General features: G+C 73.2%; 24 protein-coding genes. 14 read left to right on the forward strand and 10 right to left on the reverse strand.

All coding sequences use genetic code 11. The features are described 5' to 3' along the window. Positions 1-6 precede the first annotated feature (6 nt). From FHX31_RS04880 to FHX31_RS04890, 3 genes are all read left to right on the forward strand, one after another. Positions 7-252: a helix-turn-helix transcriptional regulator gene (locus tag FHX31_RS04880; RefSeq protein WP_013287928.1), complete on the forward strand. Its 246-nt coding sequence runs from the start codon at positions 7-9 to the stop codon at positions 250-252. Positions 253-325: 73 nt separating this feature from the next. Continuing rightward, on the forward strand, positions 326-2,221 hold the full coding sequence (dnaG, locus tag FHX31_RS04885) for a DNA primase (RefSeq protein ID WP_013475549.1): 1,896 nt from the start codon (positions 326-328) through the stop codon (positions 2,219-2,221). After that, positions 2,221-2,763, forward strand: coding sequence for a hypothetical protein (locus tag FHX31_RS04890; RefSeq protein WP_013475550.1), 543 nt, complete (start codon positions 2,221-2,223; stop codon positions 2,761-2,763). Before dnaG ends, FHX31_RS04890 begins: the two co-directional genes overlap by 1 nt. A gap of 3 nt (positions 2,764-2,766) precedes the next feature. Here FHX31_RS04890 and FHX31_RS04895 read toward each other — a convergent pair whose 3' ends face one another. From FHX31_RS04895 to FHX31_RS04915, 5 genes are read right to left on the reverse strand one after another with little or no spacing between them, the layout of a single operon-like run. Next, positions 2,767-3,141: a type II toxin-antitoxin system VapC family toxin gene (locus tag FHX31_RS04895; protein ID WP_013287925.1), complete on the reverse strand. Its 375-nt coding sequence runs from the start codon at positions 3,139-3,141 to the stop codon at positions 2,767-2,769. Then, entirely contained in the window at positions 3,138-3,392 is a 255-nt protein-coding gene (locus FHX31_RS04900; RefSeq protein WP_013287924.1) for a type II toxin-antitoxin system Phd/YefM family antitoxin, read from the reverse strand. Before FHX31_RS04900 ends, FHX31_RS04895 begins: the two co-directional genes overlap by 4 nt. A gap of 33 nt (positions 3,393-3,425) precedes the next feature. Continuing rightward, positions 3,426-3,983: a TetR/AcrR family transcriptional regulator gene (locus FHX31_RS04905; RefSeq protein ID WP_145754874.1), complete on the reverse strand. Its 558-nt coding sequence runs from the start codon at positions 3,981-3,983 to the stop codon at positions 3,426-3,428. Further along, positions 3,980-4,771, reverse strand: coding sequence for an ABC transporter permease (locus FHX31_RS04910; RefSeq protein ID WP_184975252.1), 792 nt, complete (start codon positions 4,769-4,771; stop codon positions 3,980-3,982). The genes FHX31_RS04905 and FHX31_RS04910 overlap by 4 nt, the downstream gene beginning before the upstream one ends. A gap of 36 nt (positions 4,772-4,807) precedes the next feature. Further along, positions 4,808-5,731 (reverse strand): ABC transporter ATP-binding protein, encoded by a 924-nt coding sequence (locus FHX31_RS04915; RefSeq protein ID WP_184975253.1) that lies wholly within the window; start codon positions 5,729-5,731, stop codon positions 4,808-4,810. A 78-nt stretch (positions 5,732-5,809) separates the two neighbouring features. On the opposite strand from FHX31_RS04915, the gene FHX31_RS04920 reads away from it, so the two are divergent. Further along, positions 5,810-6,349, forward strand: a complete 540-nt coding sequence (locus FHX31_RS04920; RefSeq protein WP_013475555.1) for a GNAT family N-acetyltransferase — start codon at positions 5,810-5,812, stop codon at positions 6,347-6,349. 15 nt (positions 6,350-6,364) lie between these two features. Here FHX31_RS04920 and FHX31_RS04925 read toward each other — a convergent pair whose 3' ends face one another. From FHX31_RS04925 to FHX31_RS04945, 5 genes are all read right to left on the reverse strand, one after another. Next, on the reverse strand, positions 6,365-7,333 hold the full coding sequence (locus tag FHX31_RS04925; protein WP_114918562.1) for a TAXI family TRAP transporter solute-binding subunit: 969 nt from the start codon (positions 7,331-7,333) through the stop codon (positions 6,365-6,367). Beyond that, positions 7,330-7,722, reverse strand: a complete 393-nt coding sequence (locus FHX31_RS04930; RefSeq protein WP_013475557.1) for a roadblock/LC7 domain-containing protein — start codon at positions 7,720-7,722, stop codon at positions 7,330-7,332. The genes FHX31_RS04925 and FHX31_RS04930 overlap by 4 nt, the downstream gene beginning before the upstream one ends. Beyond that, positions 7,719-10,055, reverse strand: coding sequence for a sensor histidine kinase (locus FHX31_RS04935; protein ID WP_013475558.1), 2,337 nt, complete (start codon positions 10,053-10,055; stop codon positions 7,719-7,721). The genes FHX31_RS04930 and FHX31_RS04935 overlap by 4 nt, the downstream gene beginning before the upstream one ends. A gap of 64 nt (positions 10,056-10,119) precedes the next feature. Continuing rightward, the gene (locus tag FHX31_RS04940) at positions 10,120-11,139 is read right to left on the reverse strand and encodes a TAXI family TRAP transporter solute-binding subunit (protein WP_013475559.1); all 1,020 of its coding nucleotides are present in this window, start codon (positions 11,137-11,139) and stop codon (positions 10,120-10,122) included. Further along, positions 11,115-13,406 carry a TRAP transporter permease gene (locus tag FHX31_RS04945; protein WP_047893505.1) on the reverse strand — a complete coding sequence of 764 codons (2,292 nt, stop codon included), beginning with the start codon at positions 13,404-13,406 and terminating at the stop codon, positions 11,115-11,117. The genes FHX31_RS04940 and FHX31_RS04945 overlap by 25 nt, the downstream gene beginning before the upstream one ends. Positions 13,407-14,430: 1,024 nt before the next feature. On the opposite strand from FHX31_RS04945, the gene FHX31_RS04950 reads away from it, so the two are divergent. The 10 genes from FHX31_RS04950 (at position 14,431) to FHX31_RS04995 (ending at position 25,728) form a co-directional block, all read left to right on the forward strand. Continuing rightward, positions 14,431-15,522 (forward strand): YihY/virulence factor BrkB family protein, encoded by a 1,092-nt coding sequence (locus FHX31_RS04950; RefSeq protein WP_071098099.1) that lies wholly within the window; start codon positions 14,431-14,433, stop codon positions 15,520-15,522. Between the two features lie 208 nt (positions 15,523-15,730). Then, positions 15,731-16,909: an ROK family protein gene (locus FHX31_RS04955; RefSeq protein WP_013287913.1), complete on the forward strand. Its 1,179-nt coding sequence runs from the start codon at positions 15,731-15,733 to the stop codon at positions 16,907-16,909. Further along, positions 16,906-18,474 carry a sugar ABC transporter ATP-binding protein gene (locus FHX31_RS04960; RefSeq protein WP_184975256.1) on the forward strand — a complete coding sequence of 523 codons (1,569 nt, stop codon included), beginning with the start codon at positions 16,906-16,908 and terminating at the stop codon, positions 18,472-18,474. The genes FHX31_RS04955 and FHX31_RS04960 overlap by 4 nt, the downstream gene beginning before the upstream one ends. Then, positions 18,471-19,559, forward strand: coding sequence for an ABC transporter permease (locus FHX31_RS04965; protein ID WP_013475563.1), 1,089 nt, complete (start codon positions 18,471-18,473; stop codon positions 19,557-19,559). Before FHX31_RS04960 ends, FHX31_RS04965 begins: the two co-directional genes overlap by 4 nt. A 93-nt stretch (positions 19,560-19,652) precedes the next feature. After that, positions 19,653-20,705: a substrate-binding domain-containing protein gene (locus tag FHX31_RS04970; RefSeq protein WP_013287910.1), complete on the forward strand. Its 1,053-nt coding sequence runs from the start codon at positions 19,653-19,655 to the stop codon at positions 20,703-20,705. Between the two features lie 53 nt (positions 20,706-20,758). Continuing rightward, positions 20,759-21,931, forward strand: coding sequence for a Gfo/Idh/MocA family protein (locus tag FHX31_RS04975; RefSeq protein ID WP_392390783.1), 1,173 nt, complete (start codon positions 20,759-20,761; stop codon positions 21,929-21,931). A gap of 210 nt (positions 21,932-22,141) precedes the next feature. Further along, positions 22,142-23,290, forward strand: coding sequence for an inositol-3-phosphate synthase (locus tag FHX31_RS04980; RefSeq protein WP_123110323.1), 1,149 nt, complete (start codon positions 22,142-22,144; stop codon positions 23,288-23,290). Further along, a complete protein-coding gene (locus tag FHX31_RS04985) occupies positions 23,287-24,195 on the forward strand; it encodes an SCO3242 family prenyltransferase (protein WP_030271743.1) in 909 nt (302 codons plus the stop codon). Before FHX31_RS04980 ends, FHX31_RS04985 begins: the two co-directional genes overlap by 4 nt. Beyond that, positions 24,192-25,088, forward strand: coding sequence for a sugar phosphate isomerase/epimerase family protein (locus tag FHX31_RS04990; RefSeq protein ID WP_013475566.1), 897 nt, complete (start codon positions 24,192-24,194; stop codon positions 25,086-25,088). The genes FHX31_RS04985 and FHX31_RS04990 overlap by 4 nt, the downstream gene beginning before the upstream one ends. A gap of 34 nt (positions 25,089-25,122) precedes the next feature. Continuing rightward, positions 25,123-25,728: an EboA domain-containing protein gene (locus FHX31_RS04995; protein WP_013475567.1), complete on the forward strand. Its 606-nt coding sequence runs from the start codon at positions 25,123-25,125 to the stop codon at positions 25,726-25,728. Position 25,729: the final 1 nt, after the last annotated feature.

A 25,729-nucleotide genomic window follows, 5' to 3' on the forward strand; every position in this document is an offset into this window, starting at 1 on the left:
GCGTCGATGAGCGAGACCGTGCACAACCGGATCGCGGTGCTGCGCGCCGAACGGGGCATCTCCCGCCGGCAACTGGCCGACGCGCTCGGTGTGCACTACCAGACCGTCGGTTACCTGGAGCGCGGCGAGTTCCGGCCCAGCCTGCACCTGGCGCTGCGCATCGCCGCGTACTTCGAGGTGCCGGTCGAGGTGGTCTTCTCCATCGAGCCGTTCCCGCGCATCGGCGATCCCGCGGCGGCCCGCTCGGCCTGAGCCGGCGGGGACGGGCGTGGCCGGCCGCACGCCCGTCCCCCCGGCCGCCGCAACGTCGGTCCGGCAGGGCAGGATGTACGCCGAGGGGGTGGCGGTCATGGCGGGGCGGATCCGGGACGAGGACATCGCGCTCGTCCGCGAGCGCACCGCCATCGCGGACGTCATCTCCGAGGTGGTGACGCTCAAGTCGGCCGGCGGCGGCAACCTCAAGGGGCTCTGCCCGTTCCACGACGAGAAGAGCCCGTCGTTCAACGTCTCGCCCGCCCGCAACGTGTTCTACTGCTTCGGCTGCGGGGTCGGCGGCGACGCGATCAAGTTCCTGATGGACGCCGAGCACCTCAGCTTCGTCGAGTCCGTCGAGCGGCTCGCCGCCCGCGCCGGCATCCAGTTGCGCTACGTCGAGGACGACCGGTCCACGCCGCGTACCCGCCCGCAGCAGGGGCAGCGGCAGCGTCTGGTGGCCGCGCACGCCGCCGCCGTCGAGTTCTACCGGGCCCAGCTCACCACCGCCGGCGCGCGCCCGGCCCGCGAGTTCCTCGCCGGGCGCGGCTTCGACCGGGCCGCCGCCGAGCGGTACGGCTGCGGCTTCGCCCCCGACGGGTGGGACCTGCTCACCAAGCACCTGCGCCAGCAGGGCTTCACCCACGACGAGCTGGTCACCGGCGGCCTGTCCCGCCCGGCCCGCTCCGGCTCGCTGATCGACCGGTTCCGCCGCCGCCTGATGTGGCCGATCCGGGACATCACCGGCGACGTGATCGGCTTCGGCGCCCGCAAGCTCTTCGACGACGACGACGGCCCGAAATACCTCAACACGCCCGAGACGCCGATCTACAAGAAGTCGCACGTGCTCTACGGCATCGACCAGGCCAAGCGGGAGATCGCCAAGCAGGGCAAGGTGGTGGTGGTCGAGGGCTACACCGACGTGATGGCCTGCCACCTCGCCGACGTGCCGACAGCGGTCGCGACCTGCGGCACGGCGTTCGGCGGCGACCACATCTCGGTGCTGCGCCGGGTGCTGTTCGACAGCGACGAACGGGCCGGGGAGATCATCTTCACATTCGACGGTGACGCCGCCGGCCAGAAGGCGGCGCTGCGCGCCTTCGAGGACGACCAGCGCTTCGTCGGGCGTACCTTCATCGCGGTCAGCCCCGACAACATGGACCCGTGCGAGCTGCGCCTGGCAAAGGGCGACCTGGCCGTGCGTGACCTGGTGGCCCGCCGTGAGCCGCTCGTCGACTTCGCCCTCCGGCACGTGATCAGCCGGTTCGACCTCGACACCGTCGACGGCCGGGTCGAGGCCATGCGCCGCGCCGCGCCGCTGGTGGCGAAGATCAAGGACCGGGAGAAGCGCCCGGAGTACGTGCGCAAGCTCGCCGGTGACCTCGGCATGGAGATCGAACCGGTGCAGCGCGCGGTGCTCACCGCCGCGAACGGGCAACCGGCGCCCGGTACGCCCGCCGCACCCGCGCGCCCTCGTCAGGGGGCGCCCAGCGTGGACAGTCCGCGGTCCATGGTGGAGCGGGAGGCGCTGAAGCTGGCGTTGCAGGAGCCGGTCCTGGCCGGCCCGATGTTCGACGCGGTCGAGGCGACCGACTACCAGCACCCGGTGCACGTCGCGGTACGCGCCGCAGTCGCAGCGGCCGGCGGCGCGTCCGGTGCCACCGGCGGCGCCGTCTGGATCGAGCGGGTCCGCGACGCCTGCGACGACCTTGCCGGGCAGGCGCTGATCGGTGAGCTGGCGGTGGAGCCGCTGCGCATCGACGGCGAGCCCGACCCGCGGTACGTCTCGATCACCATGGCCCGGCTCCAGTGGAGTTCGGTCACGGGCCGCATCCGCGACCTGAAGTCGAAGATCCAGCGAGTCAACCCGGTGAGCAACAAGGACGAGTACTTCGCCCTGTTCGGAGAACTGCTCTCGCTGGAACAGCACGCACGGGCACTGCGCGAGCAGGCCGCCGGAGGTTTGTGATGGGTCTGTTCAACCGCCGGCCGAAACTGCCCTCGGCCGACCGGCCGCCGCTGGCCGCCGACGAGCGGGTGCTCGCCTGGGCCGCCGCCGGCACCGGCGAGGGCGGCAACGACGGCGTGCTGGTCGCCAGCAACCGTGGGCTCTGGCTGCCCGGCCGGGTGGATCGCCTCGGCTGGCACGACATCCTCAAGGCGGTCTGGTCCGGCCGCGAGCTGACAGTCACCCCGGCCGAGCCGGTCGCCGAGCGCGACGGCTACCTGGTGGTCGCGGACGGCCTCCCCGAGACGTACCTGCTCGTCGACCCGGGCGACCTGCCGCACCAGGTCCGCGCGCGGGTCACCGGCTCGGTGGCGTACACCTCGCACCACGAGGTGCCTGGCGGCTCCGGGCGGATCGCGGCCCGGCGGGTGCCCGGGGTCGACGGCCTGACCTGGACGGTCCGCTACGACCCGGGGACGCCGACCGACGACCAGGCGGTGACCGACGAGACCGCCCGGCTGGTCGCGGCGGCGCGGGCCGCCACCACCCCCGCCGACGCCTGACACCTACACCTTGAGGACGTCGACCTCGTAGAGCGGGATGGAAGCGTCGCGCGTGGCCAGGGTCAGATTCTCCGTGATCGCCTGAGCCACCAGCATGCGGTCGAAGGGGTCACGGTGATGCGGCGGCAGGCGGCCCGCGGTGATGGCGTGGTCGTGGGTCACCGGTAGTTCACGGAAACCCATGTCGCGTACCCGTTCGGCCAGATCGGGCGGGCCGGAGAGCTTCCCCGCCTGCTGCTTGATGGTGATCTCCCAGAGGCTGACCGGGGAGAGGAAGACATCTGGGTCGTGGCGTAGCCGGTCGAGGAACTCGACACCGAGGGTGGCGTCGCCGGTGATGGCCCAGAGCGCGACGTGGGTGTCCAGCAGCAGGGTCATGCGCCGATTCCGAAGTCGGCGGCGATCTCGGCGTTGGTCTGTGGCGAGTCCCAGTCACCGGAGAGGTCCACCTGCCCGGCGAGGGAGCCGACCGCCGTGCGGTTGGCGCGGCGCACGAGCGGCACGACCTTCGCCACGGGGGTGCCCGCCCGGTCGATGATGATCTCTTCGCCGCGTTCCACCCGCTCGATGATGCGCGACAGGTGGGTCTTGGCGTCATGCATGTTGTAGTGCACAGCCTCAGCCGACATTGCGCGACCTCCTCGGTTAGCTAAGTCCTTAGTTTAGGCACGTGGGCGGGCGCCGTCGAGGAAGAGCGCGACGATCCGGGCGGGTCCGGTCTCGTCGGTGAGGTCGGCGGCGCGGGCCAGGTGCAGGAACGCGTTCATCAGGAACTCCGGTTCGCCGGTGACGACGCCCTCGGACCGGGCGTCGGCGAAGAACCGGGTCACCGGCGCCAGCATCAGAGCGACGTAGAGTCCCGAGACGCGCTCGCTGGTCGCGGCGGAGACGAGCGGCAGCGTGTCGTAGATGCGCTGCTCGAACGTGACGGCGTCGCCGTGCTGACCGGCGGCGACGGTGGCGAGCGCGTGCAGCCGGTGCGGCACGTCGCCGGGGCCGGCCAGCGCCGCCGAGATCCGGGCGCCGACGTCCCGGATGTACCGCTCCGCCACCGCGATGTAGAGATCCTCCTTGCCACCGGGGAAGTGGTGGTAGATGGACGGCTTCTGGATGCCGACGCTGCGGCCCACGCCGACCAGGGAGATGCCCCGGTAGCCGGTCGCCGCGAGCTGCTCGGCGAAGGCGTCCATGATCTGGGTGCGGGTGTCGGCTGGGCTCATCGGTTCTTCCTCGCGTGGTGGAGGGCGAGGGCGCAGGCCGCGGTCCCGGCGACGGCGAGGGTGACGATCGCCGCCACGCCGATCGGGGCCGCGGTGAGCGCCGCGTCGCCGCCGAGCTGGCGGGCGGTGTCGACGATATAGGTGAGCGGGTTGGCCACGGCGATCACCCGCATCCAGCCGGCGAGTTCGTCGACCGGCGCGAACACGCCGGTGAAGAACGACAGGCCGAACACGGCGAGCGTGACCAGGTTGGTGGCCGACGCCGAGGCCGACCGGATCGCGAGCGCCGTGCTCAGCAGCGCGACACCGACGCCCAGGGCCAGCATCAGCAGCAGCATCCCGGCGACGCCGGACCAGCTCGCCGGCCGGTAGCCGATCGCCGCGGCCCCGGCCACTGTCACCGCCATCTGGAGGACGACGGCGATCAGCGCGGCGACGACCGGGCCGACGAGGAACGGTGTCGTGGTGCCGTGGGCGAGCCGCAGGCGGTCGAGGTATCCGCTGCTGAGGTCGCCCAGCACCAGCGTGCCGGCGGCGCCCGCGCCGGTGGCGACGCCGGTGAGCAGGATCAGCGGCAGCAGGAACGCGATGAAGCTCGTCCCGTCCAGGTAGGTGCTGCCGACGGCGTCGAGCTGCCCGGCGTAGACGAGCAGGAAGAACAGGGACTGGGCGACCGGGGCGACAAGCAGTGCGGGCGTACGGAGCACGGCGCGCGTGGAGCGTCTGATCGCCGCGAGGACGACAGGGGCCGGGAAGTGGCGGGGCGGGGCGACGGCGAGCGGGAGCACGGGTTCGGGCCTTTCGGGGTGCGGTGGGATCACGCCTCAGCGGGCGGCGAGGGCGACGAAGACGTCGTCGAGGGAGGGCTCGGCGAGGTGCAGCCGGGTGATGTCGGCGGCGGCGTCTCCGGCCTCGACCAGGGCCTTCGCCAGGGCGCGCGGATCGTCGGGAACGCTGAGGCGTACCCGGTCCGGGCGGTCGGGGTCGGCGCGGAACCCGGCCTCGGACGCGGCGGCGAACGCGGCAGCGGCGGCGGCGCCGGACAGGTCGAGCGTGAGCGTACGGGCGCCGACGCGCTGCTTGAGCGACGCCGGTGAACCCTGGGCGACCACCCGGCCCTCCCGGAGCACCGCGATCTCGGTGGCGAGCACGTCCGCCTCGTGCAGGTCCTGGGTCGAGATGAGCAGCGACGTGCCGGCCTGGTTGAGGCGGCTCAGCTCGGTCCAGAAGTCGATGCGCGCGAGCGGGTCCAGGCCGGTGGTCGGCTCGTCCAGGATCACCACGGCGGGCTCGGCGACGAGCGCCACGGCCAGGTCGAGCTTGCGGCAGGTGCCGCCGGAGAGCGTGGCGACCCGGGCCGCGCGGTGCTCGCCCAGGCCGAACAGGTCGACCAGTTCCCGCGTACGGCGGGCCCGCTCACGGCGGCCGAGCCCGAGCGCCACGCCGTGGAAGTCGAGCACCTCGGTGGGGGTGGCCAGCGGGTCCAGGGCGTTCGACTGCGGCGCGAGGCCGATCAGGCGCCGGGCGTCCCGCGCCTGCGTGACGGTGTCGAAGCCGCCGACGCGTACCGAGCCGGACGTCGGGGTGCGCAGCGTCGCGATGATCTCCAGCAGCGTGGACTTGCCGGCGCCGTTGTGGCCGAGCACGACGAACCGGCTGCCCGGCGCGACTGTCAGGTCGAGCGCGCGCAGGGCGTCGCGCGTCCCGTAGGTCTTGGTCAGGGCGGTGGCGAGCACGAGCGGGGTCATACGCACCACCCTACCGACCGGTCGGTAGGGAGGCCAAATCCGGTTGTCGGCCCACCCGTCCGCCGTTAGCGTCGCGGCATGTTCGCCACCGACCGGGTCCGCCTGCGTACACCCACCCCCGACGACGCGCCGGACATGTTCCGGCTGCACAGCGACCCGGAGCTGCACCTGGTCACCGACGACGAGCCGTTCCTGCCGCACCACGTCGGGCAGGTCCGGGCCCGGCTGGAGAAGCGTGCCGCCGAGCAGCCGGAGGCCGCCGCTCCGGTGTCGCTGCTGGCCGAGACCGTCGCCGACGGCACGTTCCTCGGCACCGGCGTGCTCTGGGGCATCAACGCCTTCAACGGGTACGCCCACCTCGGCATCACGCTGCTGCCGGAGGCGCGCGGCCAGGGCTACGGCACCGAGGTGATCCGGCTGCTCTGCCGGTACGGCTTCCGCAACCGCAACCTGCGCCGGCTGGAGATCGAGACGCTCGCCGGCAACACGGCCATGCGGCGTACCGCCGAGCGGTGCGGCTTCGTCCACGAGGGCACCCAGCGGGACCGCGAGTACGACGGCGACGGCTTCACCGACCTGGTGATCTACGGCCTGCTGCGGCGCGACTGGACGCCGTAGCAGGCGGTCCCGCGCTCAGCCGGTGCGGTAGAACCGCTGCGCGCCCGGGTGCAACGGGATCGGGCGGGTCGCCGCGGCACTGGACCGGTTGAAGTTCGCCGCCTCGGGGTGCACCTGGATCAACTCGCCCTGCCAGGTGAACAGCACCCGGGTCAGGTCGTACGCGAGCTGCTCCGGCATGTCCGCCGCTACCAGGATCACGTTCGACACGGTGATGGTCGGCGTCGGCTCGGGCGTGCCGTAGACCTCCTTCGGCAGCGTCGCGGTGGTGTAGACAGCGCCGAAGCGGGCGCTCAGCGGCTCGATCAGCTCGTCGATCGGCAGCAGCCGGAACGTGCCCGGCGCGGACGAGAGCAGATCCTTCACACCGGGAGTGGGCAGACCGCCGGAGAAGAACATGGCGTCCAGGCCCTTGGCGCGCATCCGCTTGACCGTCTCCGGCAGCGACAGGTTGAACCGCTGGATGTCCCGGTTCGGGTCGATGCCACCGGCGGTGAGCAGGCGCCCGGCGATGATGTCGGTGCCGGACTTCGGCGAACCGGTGGAGATGCGCTTGCCGCGCAGGTCGGCGAAGCTGCCGATCTTTCCGTCGGCGCGGACGATCACGTGGGTGTAGTTGCTGTAGACCCGGGCCAGCGCCCGTACCGGCTGCGGCTGCTTGTCGAACGCCCCGCGCCCGTCGACCGCGTCCGCCGCCGTGTCGGCCAGGCTGAACGCGATCTCCATGTCCCCGCTCGCCACCCGGGTGATGTTCTCCACCGACGCGCCGGTCGGCTCCGCCCGCGCCTCGTACCCGGGCAGGTGGCGGGTGATCAGGTCGGCGTACCCGCCGCCGAGCTGGTAGTACACGCCTGTGGTGTTGCCGGTGGCCAGGAAGATCCGCCCGCCGTGCCACGCCTCCGGGGCGGAGTCCTCGGCCGCGCAGCCGGCGACCAGCACCGCCGTCATCAGCGCGGCCAGCAGCCGCAGCGGGCGGCCGGTCACCGTCGCACCGCCGGTTCCAGCGCCTCCGCCACCCGCTGCACGAGCGTCGCCGTCTCGTAGCCGATCTGCCCCAGGTCGCAGCCGGGCGCGGCCAGCACGCCGAGCAGCGCCCGCTCACCCACGGCCATCACCAGCATCACCCCGCCGTCCATGTCGACGATCTGCTGGCGTACCCGGCCGGCGGACATCAGCCGGGCCGCGCCCACTGTCAGGCTCGCCAGCCCGCTGATCACCGCCGCGAGCTGGTCGACCTGGTCGGGGGCGAGGTCGGGTGAGGACGCCAGCCGCAGCCCGTCCTCGGAGACCGCGAGCGCGTGCGAGACGTCCGGCACCTGCTCGGCGAAGTTCGCCAGCAGCCAGTCCAGGCCGGCGGAGGACGGTGAGGTCATGGTCTTCTCCCGTTGGGTGTGGTGTTCGGGGCACGGCGGGTCGCGCTGGCCACCCCCTCGGCGAGGGCGGACAGCCGGGCACGTACCACTTCGGGGTCGAGCAGGTCGATCGCCGGCGGCGGCGCGGTGGTGTCCGGCATCGGCTCGGGCAGGTGGCCGCCCACCTGCCGCCGTGGCAGCCCGGCGGCGGTGGTCGGGACGGGCGTCGGCGGCACGCTCACCGGCCGGATCCGCGCCGCGCTCGGCGCCAGCAGCGCGCCACCGGGCGTGCGGACGGCGGCGACGCCGCGCACCGGGCCGACGGTCGTGGCGCTGGTGACGAGACTGCGGCCACCGGCCGGCCCGGACTTGAACCAGGCCGCGGCGCGCTGTCGCCGCTCGGCCGTCGGCCGGGACGCCACCGACTCGACCCGGGTCAGCACCGATTCCGGTACGTCGACCTGCGCCACAGTGCCGGTGCCCGGGTTGTGCAACTGCACCCGGATCCCGTGCCGGGCGGCCAGGTGGGCCACCACGTGCAGGCCCATGCTGCCCGCCGCCGCGCTGGACAGCGTGGCCGGCGCGGCCAGCCGATCGTTGATCTCGGTCAGCCGGCTCTCGCTGACACCGATGCCCTGGTCGTGTACGCGCAGCACCAGCCCGTCGACGGTGCGCCGCCCGTCGACGAGCACCCGGGCCTCCGGTGGCGAGTAGACGGTGGCGTTCTCCAGCAGCTCGGCCAGCAGGTGCACCAGGTTGCCGGCCGCCGCGCCGTGCACCGCAGCGGTCGGCACGTCGATCTCGACCCGCGGGTAGTCCTCGATCTCGGAGGCCGCCGCCCGCACCACGTCGTCCAGCAGCAACGCGCCCTCGTGCCCCCGGCCGGGCTCGCCACCGGCGAGCACCAGCAGGTTCTCGCCGTTGCGGCGCAACCGGGCGGCGAGGTGGTCCAGCGCGAACAGGCGGGCCAGCGCGTCCGGGTCGGTCTCCTCGCGCTCGAAGTCGTCGAGCAGCCGCAGCTGCCGGGTGATGAGCGTACGGATGCGCCGGGCCAGCGCCTCCGCCATCCGGGTCACGTCCAGCCGCAACTCGGCCTGCTGCCCGGCCAGCCGCAACGCGGCCCGGTTCACCGTGTCGAACGCCTCGGCGACCTGCGCCACCTCGTCCTTGCCGCGCCTGATCCCGTCGGTCATCCGGGTCGCCGGACCCTCCGCCGGGGTCCGCTCGCCCGCCGCGATCGCGGTGATCCGTTCCGGCAGCTCCCGGTTCGCCATGGTGAGCGCGGCCACCCGCAGCCGGCGCAACCGGCGGCTGGTGCGTACCGCCAGCAGCACTGCGGTGACGAGCGAGCCGAGTGCGACGGTGCTCGTCGCGCCGGCGGTCAGCACCGCACGCAACCGGGCCGTCCCGGCCAGGTCCGCCGCGTCCCGGTCCAGTCCGTCGGTCAGGTCCCGGCCGAGCAGGTTGTATCGGCGGATCGCGCCGCTCTGCGCCACGTACCAGGCGTCACCGTCGGTCTTCACCGTGCCCGGCGCGCCGTCGGAGTCGAGCACGGCGTCACGTATCCGGCGGGCAGTGGTCACGTCGGTGCCGTCGACCAGCCGGTACCAGGCCCTGTTCGCCGGGGCGGAGGCGATCCGCAGGAACTCGGCCTGCCGCTGCTCCCGGGCACCCCGCAGCCGGCCCAGCCGGGCCAGCTCGCCACTCTGCAGTCCACCCCTGACGAACACCGCCCGCAGCAGGTCGCGCTCCAGCGCGGACAGGTGCTCCTGGGCGGCCACCGCTGCCACCTCGCGCGCCTGGTTGGCCAGGTCGGCGTCGCGGAGCTGACTCGGCAGCGCGTCCGCGACCGCGAGCAGCGACTCCACGAGCGACACGTACGCCGGGTCGCCGCGCTCACCGGCCAACGCCAGGTCCCGGGTGGGTGCGAGCTGCGCCAGGCGCCCGCCCACGTCGTCGAGCACCCCGGCCAGATCCGGGGCGGCCCGGCGCGCGTCACCCTGCGCCGAGCGGTAGCGCTCCACCGCCGTGTCCACCCGCCGGCGCTGCGCGTCCACGAGCGGGCGGCCGGACGTACCGCCGCGCTGGCGCAACGCGGCCGTCTCGGCCAGTTCGCGTTCCAGCTCGTGCACCAGCCGTACGGTCGCGGTGGCGGTGCCGGCCAGCACGCGGGCCCGGTCGGCGTCGGCGGACGCGTCGAGCGCGGCGCCGGTCTGCGCCGCCCCCAGCACGACCAGACCGGCAGTGGCCACCAGGATCGGGGCCAGCAGTTGGACGCGGACCGAGCGGAGGCGTCCGGTGCGGTCCGCGGAGCGGTGATGCCGGCGTACGCGGGCCGGGTGGGGCAGCGGCACGGGGGTCTCCGGGTCGGGTCGGTGGGCCGGGCCCGGACGCGCGTCCGGGCCCGGCCCGTTCGGGTCAGCTCGCGCCGAGGTCGCTCAGCGCCCGCTCCGCGCCGCGGTGCAGCGGCACCGGGTCGGTCTTGCGGGCGTTGCCCAGCTCGATGCCCTTCGCCGCCGGGTTCGCCTGGGCCAGGGCGTCCTTGGAGTCGAACACCGTCCGGGTGATCGCGCAGGCCACGTCGGCGTCCAGGTTGTCCCGCACCAGCAGCACGTTCGGCACCACGATGGTGGGCACGTCGGCCGGGGTCCGGTAGATGTCCTTGCCGATGGTGCCCGCCTGGTACGCCGGATTCAGCTCGGCCATCTTCGGCAGCAGCGGGCTGATGTCGACGAACTTCACCTTGTCGCCCGACGTGGTGAACAGGTCGGTGACCCCGCCGGTCGGCACGCCGCCGGACCAGAAGAAGCCGTCGATGCTGCCGTCCTTCATGCCGTCGACGGTCTTGGTGAGGTCCAGCCGCTGCGCCTGGATGTCCTTGGCCGGGTCCAGTCCGGCGGCGGTGAGCAGCCGGTTGGCGATGACCTCGGTGCCGGACTTGGGCGAGCCGGTGGAGATCTTCTTGCCCTTCATGTCGGCCACCGACGTGATCCCCGCGTCGGCGCGGACCACCACCTGCGTGTAGTTGTCGTAGATCCGGGCCAGCGCCTTCACCGGCTGCGGCGAGCTGAAGCTCCCCTTGCCCTGCACCGCGTTGACAGCGGTGTCGAACAGCGAGAACGCCACGTCGTACTGGCCGGCGACGAGCTGCTCGACGTTCTGCACCGAGGCGCCGGTCTCGGCGGCCGTCCCGGTGAGCTTGCCGTCGGTGGACTTGCTCAGTTCACCGGCGAGCGCGTTGCCGACCACGTAGTAGACGCCCGTGGCGTTTCCGGTGGCGATGCCGACCCGGGTGTCTTTGGTGACCTTGCAGCTGACCTCGCGGGCGGCGTCGTCCTTCGCCGCGCCGTCCTGACGGCCCCCGCAGCCGGCGGCACCGGCGGCGACCAGGACAAGTGCCCCGACACCCGCCACTATCCTCGCGTCGATCCGTCCCACTCTCTCTCCTCCCCAAGGTCCACGGATTCTTCGACCGCCGGGCGGCCGGTGTGCCCGGCGGCGCCACGTCGGACGTACACGCCCGCGACCGCGAGCGCGGCGAGCGCCGCGCCGATCGCCATGGGCAGTGGTTCCAGCCAGAGCAGCACCAGCCCGGCGATCGCGCCGACGATCCGCTCCGGCACGCCGGCCGGGCCCACACCGGGTAGCCAGCCGCCGGCCGCGACCGCCAGCACCGCGACACCCAGTGCCGACACCAGGCCGGCCGTCACGATCCGCCCGGCCCCGCCGATGCCGAGCAGGCCGAGACCGGTCGGTGTGATCACGAAGGCCAGCGGGATCAGGTACGCAGGCAGCGCGTACCGCAGGGTCTGCCACATGGTCGGCACCAGCCGGCCGCCGGTGACCGCGGCGGCGGCGACAGCTGCGAGCGCGGTCGGCGGCGAGACCTCGGACAGCACCGCGAAGTAGAAGACGAACATGGCCGCGGCGGGCGCTTCGACGCCCAGGTTGAGCAGCGCCGGTCCGATGATCACCCAGCCGATGACGAACGAGGCGGTGACCGGCACGGCGAGGCCGAGCAGGCTGAGCGCGACGGCGGCGAGCACCGCAGTCAGCGCCAGCACCACTGCCGGCTCGGAGCTGACCGCCTGCGCGCCGTCGATCAGCAGCGCGGCGGCCTGCGGCCCGAGGCCGGTCTTCGTGGTGGTGGCGGTGATGATGCCGGCCGCGGCGCAGACGGCGCTCACCGCGAGCACCCCGCGTACGCCGTCGCGCAGCGCCTCCACCAGCCGGGCCGGCGTGAGGCGGTGTCGCCGGTCCAGGAAGGACAGCACGGCGGCGAGCGCGGTGGCGATGACGACCGCGCGCATCGCCGACGCGCCGAGCGCCAGCACCACGATGATCACGAAGAGCGAGAGGAAGTGGTAGCCGAAGCGGGCCAGCAGCCGCCAGGCCGAGCCGGTGTCGATGACCACCGGGCGGACCCCGGAGCGCCGGGCGTCGATCTCGACGGAGAGCAGGATGCCCAGGTAGTAGAGGATGGTCGGCACCGTCGCCCAGCCGAGCACCTGGAGGTAGGAGACGCCCAGGTACTCGGCGATGATGAAAGCCGCGGCGCCCAGCGTCGGCGGCGACAGGATCGCCCCCACACCGGCGGCGGCGAGCATGCCGCCCGCCCGCTCGGCCGGGTAGCCGGCGCGGCGCAGGATGGGCCAGGTCACCGCGCCGATGCTGACCGTGGTGGCGGCGCCGGAGCCGGAGACCGTGCCGAGCAGGAAACCCGAGGCGACTGCGGTGCGCCCGGCGGCCGTCCGGGAGCGGCGGAACGCGGCGGCGGACAGCTCCACGAAGAACCGGCCCGCGCCGGACAGGTTGAGCACCGCGCCGTAGATGGTGAACAGCACGATGTAGGAGGCGGCCACGTCCAGCGGGGTGCCGTAGAAGCCGCTGTCGGAGTTGTAGAACGCGTCGACGAGTTGCCCGAAGTCGAGCCCTGCGTGCGCCACCGGCCACGACTGCGGCAGCAGCCCGCCGTAGTAGCCGTACCCGAGGAACAGCACGCAGACCGCCGGCAGGATCCATCCGGTCGTGCGCCGGCACGCCTCCAGCAGCAGGAGCAGCAGCCCGGTGCCGAACGCCACGTCCAGCGGATCGAGCAGGCCCTGCCGGTCGAGGAAGGCGTCGTACCCGCCGCCACCGGCGCCGATGGTGACCGGCAGCACCGGGTAGAGGCAGACGACGAGCGCCGCGAGGGCCAGCAGCCAGTCCACGGGCGTCGGTCCGCGCCGGTCGTCCGCGTCGGCCGCGTCAGCCTTGGCGCGTCGTAGCCGCACCCCCGAGGGGTACGCGAGGAACACGATCGGCAGGACGCCGGCCAGGAAGAAGATCAGGTAGTACTTGCTGCCCTGGGCCAGCGGGAAGAACACCTGCCAGAGCGTCAGCAGCCCGACCGCGACGGTGATGCCGGTGAAGAGGACACCGACCGGTCCGGCGAGTACGCGTCCCGGCTTCTCCTCCTCGAACCGGGCGGCCAGTTCGCGGGCGTCCTGGGTCTGTTCCTGGCTCTCGCTCTTGTCGCGGGTCTCGTTCTCGCCCGTGGTGTCGTGCTCGCCTGCGGTGTGGTGCTCGTCCGCGGTGTGGTGCTCGCCTGCGGTGCGGTGCGCTGCTCGGCTGTGGTGGTGCGTCTCGCCCGGCCCGTCGTCGGCCCACTCGGGCCCGGCGACGCTTCCGTCGTCCGGCGGCAGCGACACCACCTCGGCGTCCACGTCGGACCCCGGTCGTCCGCCGGACGGCGGCCGGGGTTTGGGGGGAGTCGCGTCGGAGGGGCGAACGGGCGGCACGAGGGGGCACGATACGCGAATAGCGCGCATGTTGGGAACATTGCCGATCATGATTGCAATGAGTGACGGAATGGAGCTTCGCTCACTCGCGTCACTTATTTCTTGAAACTGTTTCGCAATGGCGGGAGAAGGGTTCTCCCGGCTCTCTCCCGATATCACTTACAACGATGAAGAAGCGACGTGCCGGGGATGCTTGTCGTCACGCAACGTGTCCACTGAGGTGAGTGCGTCTTTCGTGGCGCTCGCGCGGACGGCGCCCGTAGCGCCCCGCTCGCGCCGTGCTGTGTGCGCTCGCGCCCGCCACGCTCACCCGGTTGGGAAATGGCTGGAAAGCGTCTTCGCCGTCTCGCGTTTCCACGATCGACTCCACTTCGCCGAGGTGGTGGCATCGGAAGACGGATCACGCGTTACCTCAGCGCCCCGGCCTTCGCCGCCCGTACACCGCGCTCTCGCTTCCGCACAGGTGGCCGGTCGACCGGTGGCCGACCCTCGGTGAGTGGAACGTCATGGGTGCTTCCGGCCCCGTTTGACACCCATGACGTTCCACTCGTCGTGACGGTCGTCGTGATGGTGGCGATCGGTGGTCGCGGTGGAGCGACGGCTCGCCGGGATTCGGGCGGGAAGTGGTGGGGCGACGGTGGGAGCGCTGCCCCCGCCGCCTTTGCTCTGCATCCATCGGCGCACATGGTTACGGAGCGTGTCTGTCGCGCGCGTGGCTGCAGAGCCAGAGGCGGCGAGCGGGCGGAAGGTGCCGACGGGGGAGGCGGCGACAGGGCGCGGGCAGTGGAGCGGGTGGGAGTTGAGGGCCGGGCGGGGCCGTGGAAGGGGCCGGCAGGGAGGTGGGTGGGGACGGTCGCCGGCGGTCGAGCGGCCGGTTTGCGGGTGCGGTGGTTATCGCTGCCCTCGTCAGGGCATGTCGTGCGGGACGACATGACGACGAGGAGGTGCCATGGCCGCCCGCGACGACGCCCACGACGTCCACGAGGACACCCGCGACGGGCGCGAGGACGCCCCCACCACGCGCGACGACGCCCGCGCCGGGCACGACCGGCCCGACGGGCGGAAGCACGCCGGACCGGTGGGGCCGGACGACGGGCCGGACAGCCCGGCCGACCTGTCGGCGACGGGCTGGATGGCGACCCTCAAGCGGACCGTGCGGGAGTTCCAGGACGACAGCCTGACCGACTGGGCCGCCGCGCTCACCTACTACGGCGTGCTCTCCATCTTCCCGGGCGTCCTGGTGCTGATCTCGGTGCTCGGCCTGCTCGGGGACCGGGCCACCGAGGGGGTGCGGGACACCGTCGGGCAGGCGGTGCCGGAGGAGAACATCCGCCGCATCATCGAGAGCGCTATCGACCAGGCGGGCCAGTCCGGCGGGCTGGCGAGCATCGCGGCGATCGTCGGTCTGGTGGCGGCGTTCTGGTCGGCGTCCGGCTACGTCGCCGCGTTCATGCGGGCCTCGAACAGCATCTACGACGTGCCGGAGGGGCGGCCGATCTGGAAGACGCTGCCGGTACGCCTCGGCGTGACCGCGGTGATCGGCGTGATGCTGCTGATCAGCGCCGTGATCGTGGTGTTCACCGGCGGGCTTGCCGAGCAGGCCGGGAACGCGATCGGGCTGGGCGAGACCGCCGTGACGGTGTGGAACATCGCCAAGTGGCCGGTGTTGCTGGTGCTGGTGAGCCTGATGTTCGCGATCCTCTACTGGGCCTCGCCGAACGCCCGGCACGGCGGCTTCCGCTGGGTCAGTCCCGGCGGCGTGCTCGCGGTGGTGCTCTGGCTGGTGGTCTCCGGCCTGTTCGCGCTCTACGTCAGCAACTTCGGCTCGTACAACAAGACGTACGGCGCGGTGGCCGGCGTGATCATCTTCCTGGTGTGGCTCTGGCTGAGCAACGTCGCCATCCTGCTCGGCGCCGAGTTCGACGCCGAGCTGGAGCGCAGCCGCGCCATCGCGGCCGGGCACCCGGCCGACGAGGAGCCCTACGTGGAGCTGCGCGACGACCGCAAGCTGCGCAAGAAGGGCCGCGCGCACTCCCGCTGAACCCAGAACGCATCGCCCCGCCCGGAAGAATCCCCGGCGGGGCGATGCGTTTTCATGATCCGGAACTCGCTTTTGTTCGTATGGACAAAAGTTTGCATCAGACGTGCCGAAGCTATGGACATGCGGCCCAGAAGGCTCCTACTGTGTCGGACACAACACACATCGCTGTCGTCGATGTGACGGACTTCCGATGCGGAGGTGACTGCCGGTGCGGACGGTCGACCCCCTGCACGTACGGCTTCTGCGACTGCTCCGGGACGAGGGCGCGGTGTCCCGCGCCGAACTCGGCGACCGGCTCCAGATGCCCCGCCCGCGCCTGCTCGCCGAGCTGGAACGCCTGGTCTCCCTCGGCTACGTGGCCGAGGCGGGGCTGGCTGCCTCCCGGGGCGGGCGGCGCTCCACCCTCGTCGAACTGAGCCCGCACCTGCGGTTCGCCGCCGTCGACCTGGGCGCCAGTTCGATCGACGTGGAGGTGGTGAACGGCCGGCTGGAGACGGTGGCCGCCTACACCGAGACCGCTGACATCCGCTCCGGCCCGAAGGTGACGCTCCAGCGGGTCAACGAGCTGCTGCACAAGGCCAAGGTGGACGGCGCGTACGAGCGGCTCGACGCGGTGGGCATCGGCGTACCGGGGCCGGTCAGCTTCCGCGACGGCGTGCCGGTCTCCCCGCCGATCATGCCGGGCTGGGACCGGTTCCCGGTCCGCGAGCTGCTCACCCGTGAGCACGGCTGCCCGGCCGTGGTCGACAACGACGTCAACATCATGGCGATCGGCGAGCGGCACGGCGGCGTGGCCCACTCGGTCGACGACTTCCTGTTCATCAAGATCGGTACTGGTATCGGCTGCGGCATCTACCTGCACGGCGAGGTCTACCGGGGCACCGACGGCTGCGCCGGGGACATCGGCCACATCCAGGTCGACCCGAACGGCCCGATGTGCAGCTGCGGCAACCTCGGCTGCCTCGAGGCGGTGTTCAGCGGCGCCGCGCTGGCCCGGGAGGCGACAGTCGCGGCCCGCACCGAGGTGTCCCCGGCACTGGCCGAGCGGCTCGCGGCCCGGGGGGTGGTGACCGCGCTGGACGTGGCGCAGGGGGCGATCGAGGGGGACGTCACCTGCATCCAGCTCATCCGCGACGGCGGCCGGCGGGTCGGGAGCGTACTGGCCGGGCTGGTCAGCTTCACCAACCCGTCGATGATCGTGATCGGCGGCGGGCTCGCCCAGCTCGGGCACATCCTGCTGGCCGAGATCCGCAGCGTGGTCTACCGCCGCTCGCTGCCGCTCGCCACCGGCAACCTGCCCGTCGTCCTGTCCGAGCTGGGCCCGCGCGCCGGCGTCGCCGGCGCGGCGGTGCTGGCCAGTGACCTCGCATTCGGGGAGGCAGCGTGAGCGACACCGGCAAGCCGCTCGTCGAGGCGCCCGCGGACGCCGTCGCGGGCGAGGTGGTCCTGCGCCTCACCGACGTCGTCAAGACGTTCCCGGGGGTACGCGCGCTCGACGGCGTGCAACTGGAGGTGCGGGCCGGAGAGGTCCACTGCCTGCTGGGGCAGAACGGCGCCGGTAAGTCCACACTCATCAAGGTGCTGGCCGGGGTGCACCGGCCGGACTCCGGCGAGGTGCTCTGGCGGGGCGAGCCGGCCTCGTTCGCCAACCCGCAGGCCGCCATGCGCGCCGGCATCGCCACGATCTACCAGGAACTCGACCTGGTCGACGACCTGTCGGTGGCGGAGAACGCGTTCCTCGGCCACGAGCCGCGCCGGTTCGGCTTCGTCCGGCGGGGGCACATGGCCCGGCGTACCCGGCAGATCCTGGCACGGCTCGGCCACCCGGAGATCCCGCCGGGACGGCTGGTGCGGCACCTGCCCGCCGCCGGGAAGCAGATCGTCAGCATGGCCCGGGCGCTGTCCCACGAGGCGCGGCTGATCATCATGGACGAGCCGAGCGCGGTGCTGGCCCACGACGAGGTGGCGAACCTGTTCCGGATCATCCGGGAACTCACCGCGCAGGGCATCGCGGTCATCTACATCTCGCACCGGCTGGAGGAGATCCGCGAGATCGGCGACCGGGTCACCGTACTCAAGGACGGCCGGACCACGGCGGCGAGCCTGCCGGCCCGCGAGACGCCGACCCGCGACCTGGTCGCCCGGATGACCGGGCGGACCATCGAGTACGTCTTCCCGCAGCGCCCGGCCGACCACGGGGGCGGCGCGGAGCTGTTGCGGGTGGACGGGCTGACCCGGCACGGCGAGTTCGCCGACGTCTCGCTCGGGGTCCGGGCGGGAGAGATCGTCGGCATCGCCGGGCTGGTCGGTTCCGGCCGGTCGGAACTGCTGGAGACCATCTACGGCGCGCGCCGGGCGCACGCCGGGACGGTCCGGGTGGACGGCCGTGCGCTGCGTCCCGGCAGTGTGGGCGCGGCGGTACGGGCCGGGATGGGCATGGCGCCGGAGGAGCGCAAGAGTCAGGCGCTGCTGCTCGGCGAACCGATCTACCGCAACGTCACGCTCGCCACGTTCAGCAGGTACGCCCGCCTCGGCTTCACCGACACCGGACGGGAACGCGCCGAGGCGGACCGGATCGCCGCGTCGCTGGAGCTGCGGCCCCGGGACGTACGCCGGCCGGTGCGCACGCTGTCGGGCGGCAACCAGCAGAAGGTGGTGGTCGGGCGGTGGCTGCTCGGTGACACCCGGCTGCTGCTGCTCGACGAGCCGACCCGGGGCGTGGACGTGGGCGCCCGCGCCGAGCTGTACCAGGTGATCCGCGATCTGGCCGCCCGTGGCGTCGGGGTGCTGCTGGTCTCCAGCGAGGTGCCCGAGGTGCTGGGCCTGGCCGACCGGGTGCTGGTGATGCGGGAGGGCCGGGTGGTCCGCGAGGCCCCGGCCGGCGAACTGGACGAGAACACAGTGCTCGACCTCGTCATGGCGGGGTCTCTCATGGAAGGCGCACCGGCATGAGCGATGTCAGAGAATCCTCGCTGCCCGCGCAGTCGCCGCCGGTGGAGCGGACGGAGACCGCGAAGGTCGGCGCGCCGGCGAAGCTCTCCTGGTGGCGCGGTGACGGCGGGGAGGGCGTCAAGCGCAACCTCGGCCTGCTCGCCACGCTCGTCGTGCTGGTGGTCATCGGCGTCCTGACCCGCCCCGACCTCTACGGCGACCCGAATTGGGTGTGGGGCAACACGCTCACCATCCTCAAGCTCGCCTCGGTGGTCGGCGTGGTCACAGTCGGCATGACGTTCGTGATCATCGGCGGGGGCATCGACCTGTCGGTCGGCGCGATCGTCGCCCTCGCCGGGGTCTGGTGCACCACAGTGGCCACGCAGAGCTACGGCGCGGGCGGCATGATCTTCACCGCGCTCACAGTCGGGCTCGCCGTCGGCGTGGTGAACGGGCTGCTCGTCTCGTACGGGCGGCTGGTGCCGTTCATCGCCACGCTCGCCATGCTCGTGGCCGCCCGGGGGCTGGCGGCGGAGATCTCCGACAAGCAGACCCAGGTGTCGGGCAACACGTTCATCAACGGCATCGCCAGCACGAACGTGCTCGGCATCCCGCTGCTGGTCTACATCCTGGTGGCGGTGGTGGCGGCCGGCTGGGTGCTGCTGAACCGGACCACGTTCGGCCGCCGTACGGTGGCGGTCGGCGGCAACCCGGAGGCGGCCCGGCTGGCAGGCATCAACGTCCGCCGGCACACGGTGCTCCTCTACGCGCTGTCCGGCCTGTGCTGCGGCATCGCCGCGGTCATGCTGACCGCGCAGGCCACCTCCGCGCAGGCGGCGATGGCCAACCTCTACGAGCTGGACGCGATCGCCGCCGCGATCATCGGCGGCACGCTGCTCAGCGGCGGGCGGGGCACGATCATCGGTTCCCTGCTCGGAGTGATCATCTTCTCCACCATCACCAACCTGTTCGCCATCAACAACCTCTCCGCCGAGGCCCAGAACATGGTCAAGGGCGGCATCATCGTCGCCGCCGTCCTGGTCCAGCAGGTGCAGTTCGGCAGCCTGACCCAGTTCCTCGCCCGCAACCGCGCCACCACCACCTGACCCCACCCGCGCACACCCCGGCTGCCGTCGTACCGACTGTGGTCCGGCCCGCCACACCCGAAACCACCCCACCACCTCATCCCAGGAGGCGTCATGAGAACACCGCGCCATGACCTGTCCCGCCGCCGGCTGCTCTTCGGCGGGGCCGCCGTCTCCGCCGGGGTGCTGCTCGCCGGCTGCACCAGCAACGAGCAGAACCCGACCGAGGCGCAGACCAAGGCGGCCGGTTCCGGCGCCAACACCGAGACGGGCAAGAAGGTGAGCATCGGCTTCTCCGCCCCGGCCGCCGACCACGGCTGGATCGCCGCCATCACCAACAACGCCAAGGCGCAGGCCGGGGCGTACCAGGACGTCGAGCTGAAGTCGGTCGAGGCCGGCGCGGACGCGGCGGCCCAGCGGGCGGCGCTGTCCACGCTGATCTCGCAGAAGCCCGACGTGATCGTGCTGCTGCCGCACGACGGCAAGGAACTCAACGCGTTCGGCCTGGAGGCGATGAAGGCCGGCATCCCGGTGGTCAACCTGGACCGGGCCTTCCCGGACGCGCGGGCCTACCGGCTGCAGATCAAGGGCGACAACTACGGCATGGGGGTGGCCGCCGCCACCTACATCGCCGAGCAGCTCAAGGCCAAGGGCGTCAGCAACCCGGTGATCGGCGAGATCCCCGGCATCGAGTCGCTGGAGCTGACCCAGGAACGGTCGAAGGGGTTCGCCGACACGCTCGCCTCGTACGGGTTCAAGGTCGCCAACCGGCGGCCCGCGGAGTTCACTGTGGACTCGGGGCAGCAGGCCGCCACCGGGCTGTTCCAGGCGCTGCCGAAGATCGACGCGGTCTGGAACCACGACGACGACCAGGGCATCGGTGTGCTCGCGGCGGTCAACCAGGCCAACCGCAAGGAATTCGTCATGGTCGGTGGCGCCGGCTCCAAGAAGGCCATGGAGGACATCGCCGCCGACAACACGGTCCTCAAAGCCACAGTCACCTACAGCCCGTCGATGGCCTCCTCGGCCATCTCCCTGGCCCGCCTGATCGGCCAGGGCAAGGGCATGTCCGACCTGGTCGAACTCCAGGTACCGAAGGAGATCGTGCTCGCCTCCGAGACGATCACCAAGGAGAACGCGAGCGACTACCTGAAGCTCGGGTTCTGACACACGGGGGGAGACCCACCTTGTCCAGTCACGACAGCATCCTGCGGGTCGGCATGGTCGGCTACGCGTTCATGGGCGCCGCGCACTCCCAGGCGTGGCGCACCGTGAACCGGGTGTTCGACCTGCCGGCGCGGGTGCGGATGGCGCTCGTCTGCGGCCGCGACGAGCCGAAGGTGGCCGAGGCCGCCGACCGGCTCGGCTGGGACGGCTACACCACCGACTGGCGGCGGCTCGTCGAGTCCGACGAGATCGACGTGGTCGACATCTGCACGCCGGGGGACAGCCACAGCGAGATCGCACTCGCCGCGCTCGCCGCGGGCAAGCACGTGCTGTGCGAGAAGCCGCTGGCGAACAGCGTCGCCGAGGCCCGCGAGATGACCGAGGCCGCGGCCCGGGCACGCGAGTCCGGGGTACGCGCGATGTGCGGCTTCAACTACCGGCGGGTGCCCGCTGTCGCCCTGATGGGGCAGCTGGTGGCCGACGGGCGGATCGGCGAGATCCGGCACGTCCGGGCGACCTACCTCCAGGACTGGATCGTCGACCCGCAGTTCCCGCTGGTGTGGCGGTTGCAGAAGGACAGGGCGGGCTCCGGCGCGCTCGGTGACATCGGCGCGCACATCATCGACCTGACCCAGTACGTCACCGGCCAGCTCGTCACCGGGGTCAGCGCGCTCACCGAGACGTTCGTGCGGCAGCGGCCGCTCGTCGCCGGGTCGAGCGGCCTGGCCGCGCAGGCCGACGGCAACGGCAGCGCGACGGGCCAGGTGACAGTTGACGACGCGGCGGTGTTCGTGGCCAGGCTCGACGGGGGAGCGCTGGCCACGTACGAGGCGACCCGGTTCGCCACCGGCCGCAAGAACGCCCTGCGGGTCGAGATCAACGGCTCGCGCGGCAGTGTCGTGTTCGACCTGGAACGCCTCAACGAGCTGGAGTTCCTGGACGCCACCCGGCCGGCCGCCGAGCAGGGCTTCAGCCGGATCCTGGTGACCGAGCCGGACCACCCGTACCTGGGTGCGTGGTGGCCGCCCGGCCACATCATCGGCTACGAGCACTCCTTCACCCACCAGGCGCGCGACTTCGTCGAGGCGGTCGCCACCGGCGCCGACCCGGCCCCGTCGTTCGCCGACGCGTTGCAGGTCCAGCTCGTGCTCGACGCGGTGACCCGCTCGGCCGAGCGGGCCGCCTGGACGGAGGTGGAGCCCGCCCTGGCCGAAGCTTCCGCCTGACCCGAGACGGCCCCTACGGGGTCCGTCGACACTCACCGGCGCCGGCCGGCGAGGGCCCGCCGCGGTTGCGCCCCGCGGCGGGGACGAGGCCGGCTCCGGGGAGCGTGCCGCCGGTGTCCGCCGGCACGACCAGCACGGCCCTCCGGTGCGGCCGGACCGGGATTCCCCGGCCGCACCGGTGGACCGGCCATACCTGGGGAGGTAGCGCGAATGCGTACGGGTGTCTGGCTGGTGGGTGCGCGCGGCTCGGTCGCCACCACGAGCGTGGTCGGGGGACTGGCCCTGCGGGCCGGGCTCACCGCGCCGACCGGCTGCGTGACCGAGCTGCCCGACCTGCGCGGGCCCGCCCTGCCGGGCTTCGCCGATCTCGTCTTCGGCGGCCACGACGTGGTCACCACCCCGCTCACCAAACGCGCCGAGGCGCTCGCCGCCGCAGGCGTGCTGCCCGCCCGGCTGGCCGACGCCGTGGCGCCCGACCTGGCCGCCGTCGAGGCGTCGCTGCGGCCCGCGCCCACCGAGGGCGGCCAGGGTGAGCGGATCGCCGCCGTGGTGCGCGACCTGACCGAGTTCCGCACCCGGCACGGGCTGGACCGGGTGGTGGTGGTCAACGTCGCCGCCACCGAACCGGCGCCCGCCCCGCACCCGGCCCACAGCGACCTGGCCGCGCTGCGCGACGCGCTGACCGGCCCGGCCGACGTGCTGCCGCCCAGCTCCGGATACGCGTACGCGGCGTTCACCGCGGGCTGCCCGTACGTGGACTTCACCCCGTCGACGGGCGCCCGCCTGCCGGCCCTGGCCGCGCTCGCCGCCGAACGAAAGCTGCCGTACGCCGGGCACGACGGCAAGACCGGCGAGACGCTGCTCAAGTCGGTGCTCGCGCCGATGTTCGCGATGCGGCACCTGGCCGTGCGCTCCTGGTCCGGCACGAACCTGCTCGGCGGCGGCGACGGCGCCACGCTCGCCGACCCGGCCGCCAACGCCGCGAAGGTGGGCAGCAAACAGCGGGTGCTCGCCGAGACGCTCGGCTACCTGCCGCAGGGCCACACCCGGATCGAGTACGTCGAGGAACTCGGCGACTTCAAGACCGCGTGGGACCTGGTCACGTTCGCCGGTTTCCTGGGCACCGGAATGCGGATGGAGTTCACCTGGCACGGCTGCGACTCGGCGCTCGCCGCGCCGCTCGTGCTGGACCTGGCCCGGCTCACCGCCGCCGCGCACGCCGCCGGCCGCCACGGCCCGCTGACCGAGCTGGCGTTCTTCTTCAAGGACCCGCTCGGCGCGACCGGCCACGCGCTCGGTGAACAGTGGACGGTGCTGCGGGAGTTCGCCGCCGGCCTGCACGCCCGGGTGACGCCGTGACCCGCCTGGCCGACCTGGCCGAGCTGGTCCGGGCGCCCGCCGCGCTCTCCGTACCCGGGGACGTGCTCTCCGGCGCGGCGGCCGCCGGTGCGCTCGGTCCGCGTACACCGGCCCTGGCCGGCGCGTCGGTGCTGCTGTACTGGGCCGGGATGGCCGCCAACGACTGGGCCGACCGGCGGCTGGACGCGGTCGAGCGGCCGGAGCGGCCGATCCCGTCCGGCCGGGTGCGCCCGTCGGTCGCGCTCGGCGTCGCGTCCGGCCTGACCGCCGCCGGGCTCGCGGTCGCCACCGCCGCCGGGGGCCGCCGGGCGGCGGCAGTCGCGCTGCCGCTCGCGGCCACGATCTGGGGGTACGACCTGCGCGCGAAGAACACCGCCGCCGGGCCGGCGGTGATGGCCGCGTGCCGAGGGCTGGACGTGCTGCTCGGCGCGTCCGGCGGGCGGGTGGTCCGGGCGCTCCCGGCCGCGCTCACAGTCGCCGCGCACACCTGGACCGTGACCGCGCTGTCCCGCCGCGAGGTGACCGGCGCGGACCGGCGGTTGCCCGGCCTCACGCTCGCCGGCACCGCGCTGATCGCGCTCACCACCCCGGCCCGGCCGACCGTGTTAAGCGGGGCCCCCTCCTCTACCGGATGCGTTAAGAGGGGGCCCTTCCTTCGGCTCGGGGAGCTGGTGCCGGCGGTGCTCGCCGCCGGGTACGCCGCCCGGTACGGCCGGGCGCAGGCCCGCGTGCTCGCCGACCCGTCACCGGCCCGGGTGCGAGCCGCGGTCGGCGCCGGGATCACCGGGCTGCCCGCGTTGCAGGGCGCGCTGACCGCCCGCGCCGGGGCCCGGCTGCTCGGCCTCGCCGTGGCCGGCGCCGCGCCGCTCGGCCGCCGCCTGGCCCGACTGATCTCACCGACATGACCGCCGCGCCGGCCACCCGGCCCACCGCCGGCCCGCTGTCCGGGCCGGGCGCGCTGCGCTTCGGGTACGGCACCAACGGCTTCGCCAACCACCGGCTCGGGGACGCGCTCGCGGTCCTCGCCGACCTCGGCTACGTGGGCGTCGCGCTCACCCTCGACCACGACCACCTGGACCCGTTCGCCCCCGGCCTGGCCCGCCGGGTCGCCGCCGTCAGTCGACGGCTGGACGCGCTGGGGCTGGCCGTGGTGGTCGAGACCGGCGCCCGGTACCTGCTCGACCCGCGGCACAAGCACGCGCCGACGCTGCTGCACGACGACCCGGCCCGGCGGGTGGAGTTCCTGCGCCGGGCCGTCCGGATCGGCGCCGACCTGGGCGCGGAGGCGGTCTCCTTCTGGGCCGGGGTACGCCCACCCGGCGTACCACCCGGCGTCGCCGCCGACCGCCTGGTGGCGGGCTGCGCGACGGTGTGCGCCGCGGCGGCGGAGGCGGGCGTGCCGCTGGGCTTCGAACCGGAGCCGGGCATGTTCGTCGAGGACATCGCCGGGTGGTGGCGGCTGCGCGAGGCGCTGGGCGCGCCGCCCGGCTTCGGCATCACGCTCGACATCGGGCACTGTCGCTGCCTGGAGCCGATGCCGGTGCCGCAGTGCGTGTCGGCGGTCGCCGCGCACCTGGTCAACGTGCAGATCGACGACATGCGCCGGGGCGTGCACGAGCACCTGGAGTTCGGCACCGGCGAGATCGACTTCCCGCCGGTGCTGCGCGCCCTGGCCGACGCCGGCTACCGCGGGCTGGTGGCCGTGGAACTGCCCCGCCACTCGCACGCCGCACCGGCCGTCGCCGCCCGCTCACTGGACTTCCTGTGCGCCGCCGCCTCGCGCGGCGAGGGGCGGTGACCCACCACCTTCCACCCGGCAGAGGGGAGACGGCATGACACCCGACCGACTGCGCGCCGCGCTTCGGGGCGTACCCGATCCGCAGTGGCTGGACGCGGCGCTGCGCCGCGTCGCGACCGAACCCACGGCCATCGGGCGGTTCTTCGCCGCCGCCGCCCGGCGGTGCGGTCGCCTGCCGGTGCCCGACCCGCCCGGCTGGACGGCGGACGAGGCGGCCCGGGCGCTGCTGCTGACCGCGCTGCCGCACGGCCACGCCGCCGCCGCGGAGACGCTGTACCGGCAGGGCGACGCCGCCGAGAAACGCGGCGTGCTGCGCGCGCTGCCGCTGCTGCCGATCGGCGCGGAGTGCGTGCCGCTGCTGCACGACGCGATCCGCACCAACGACACCCGGCTGGTGGCCGCGGCGCTCGGCCCGTACGCCAGGCACCTGGAGCAGGCGACCTGGCGGCAGGCGGTGCTCAAGTGCGTGTTCACCGGCGTGCCGCTGGCGGTTGTCGACGGCCTGCCGGAGCGGGCCGACGGCGAGCTGGCCCGGATGCTCGCCGCGTTCGCCGCCGAACGGCACGCCGCCGGCCGCGACATGCCCGCCGACGCGACCGACGTGCTGCGCCGGCTGACCATCCCCACCACGGAGGCGTGAC

Source organism: Micromonospora sp. CNZ286, assembly GCF_014207755.1.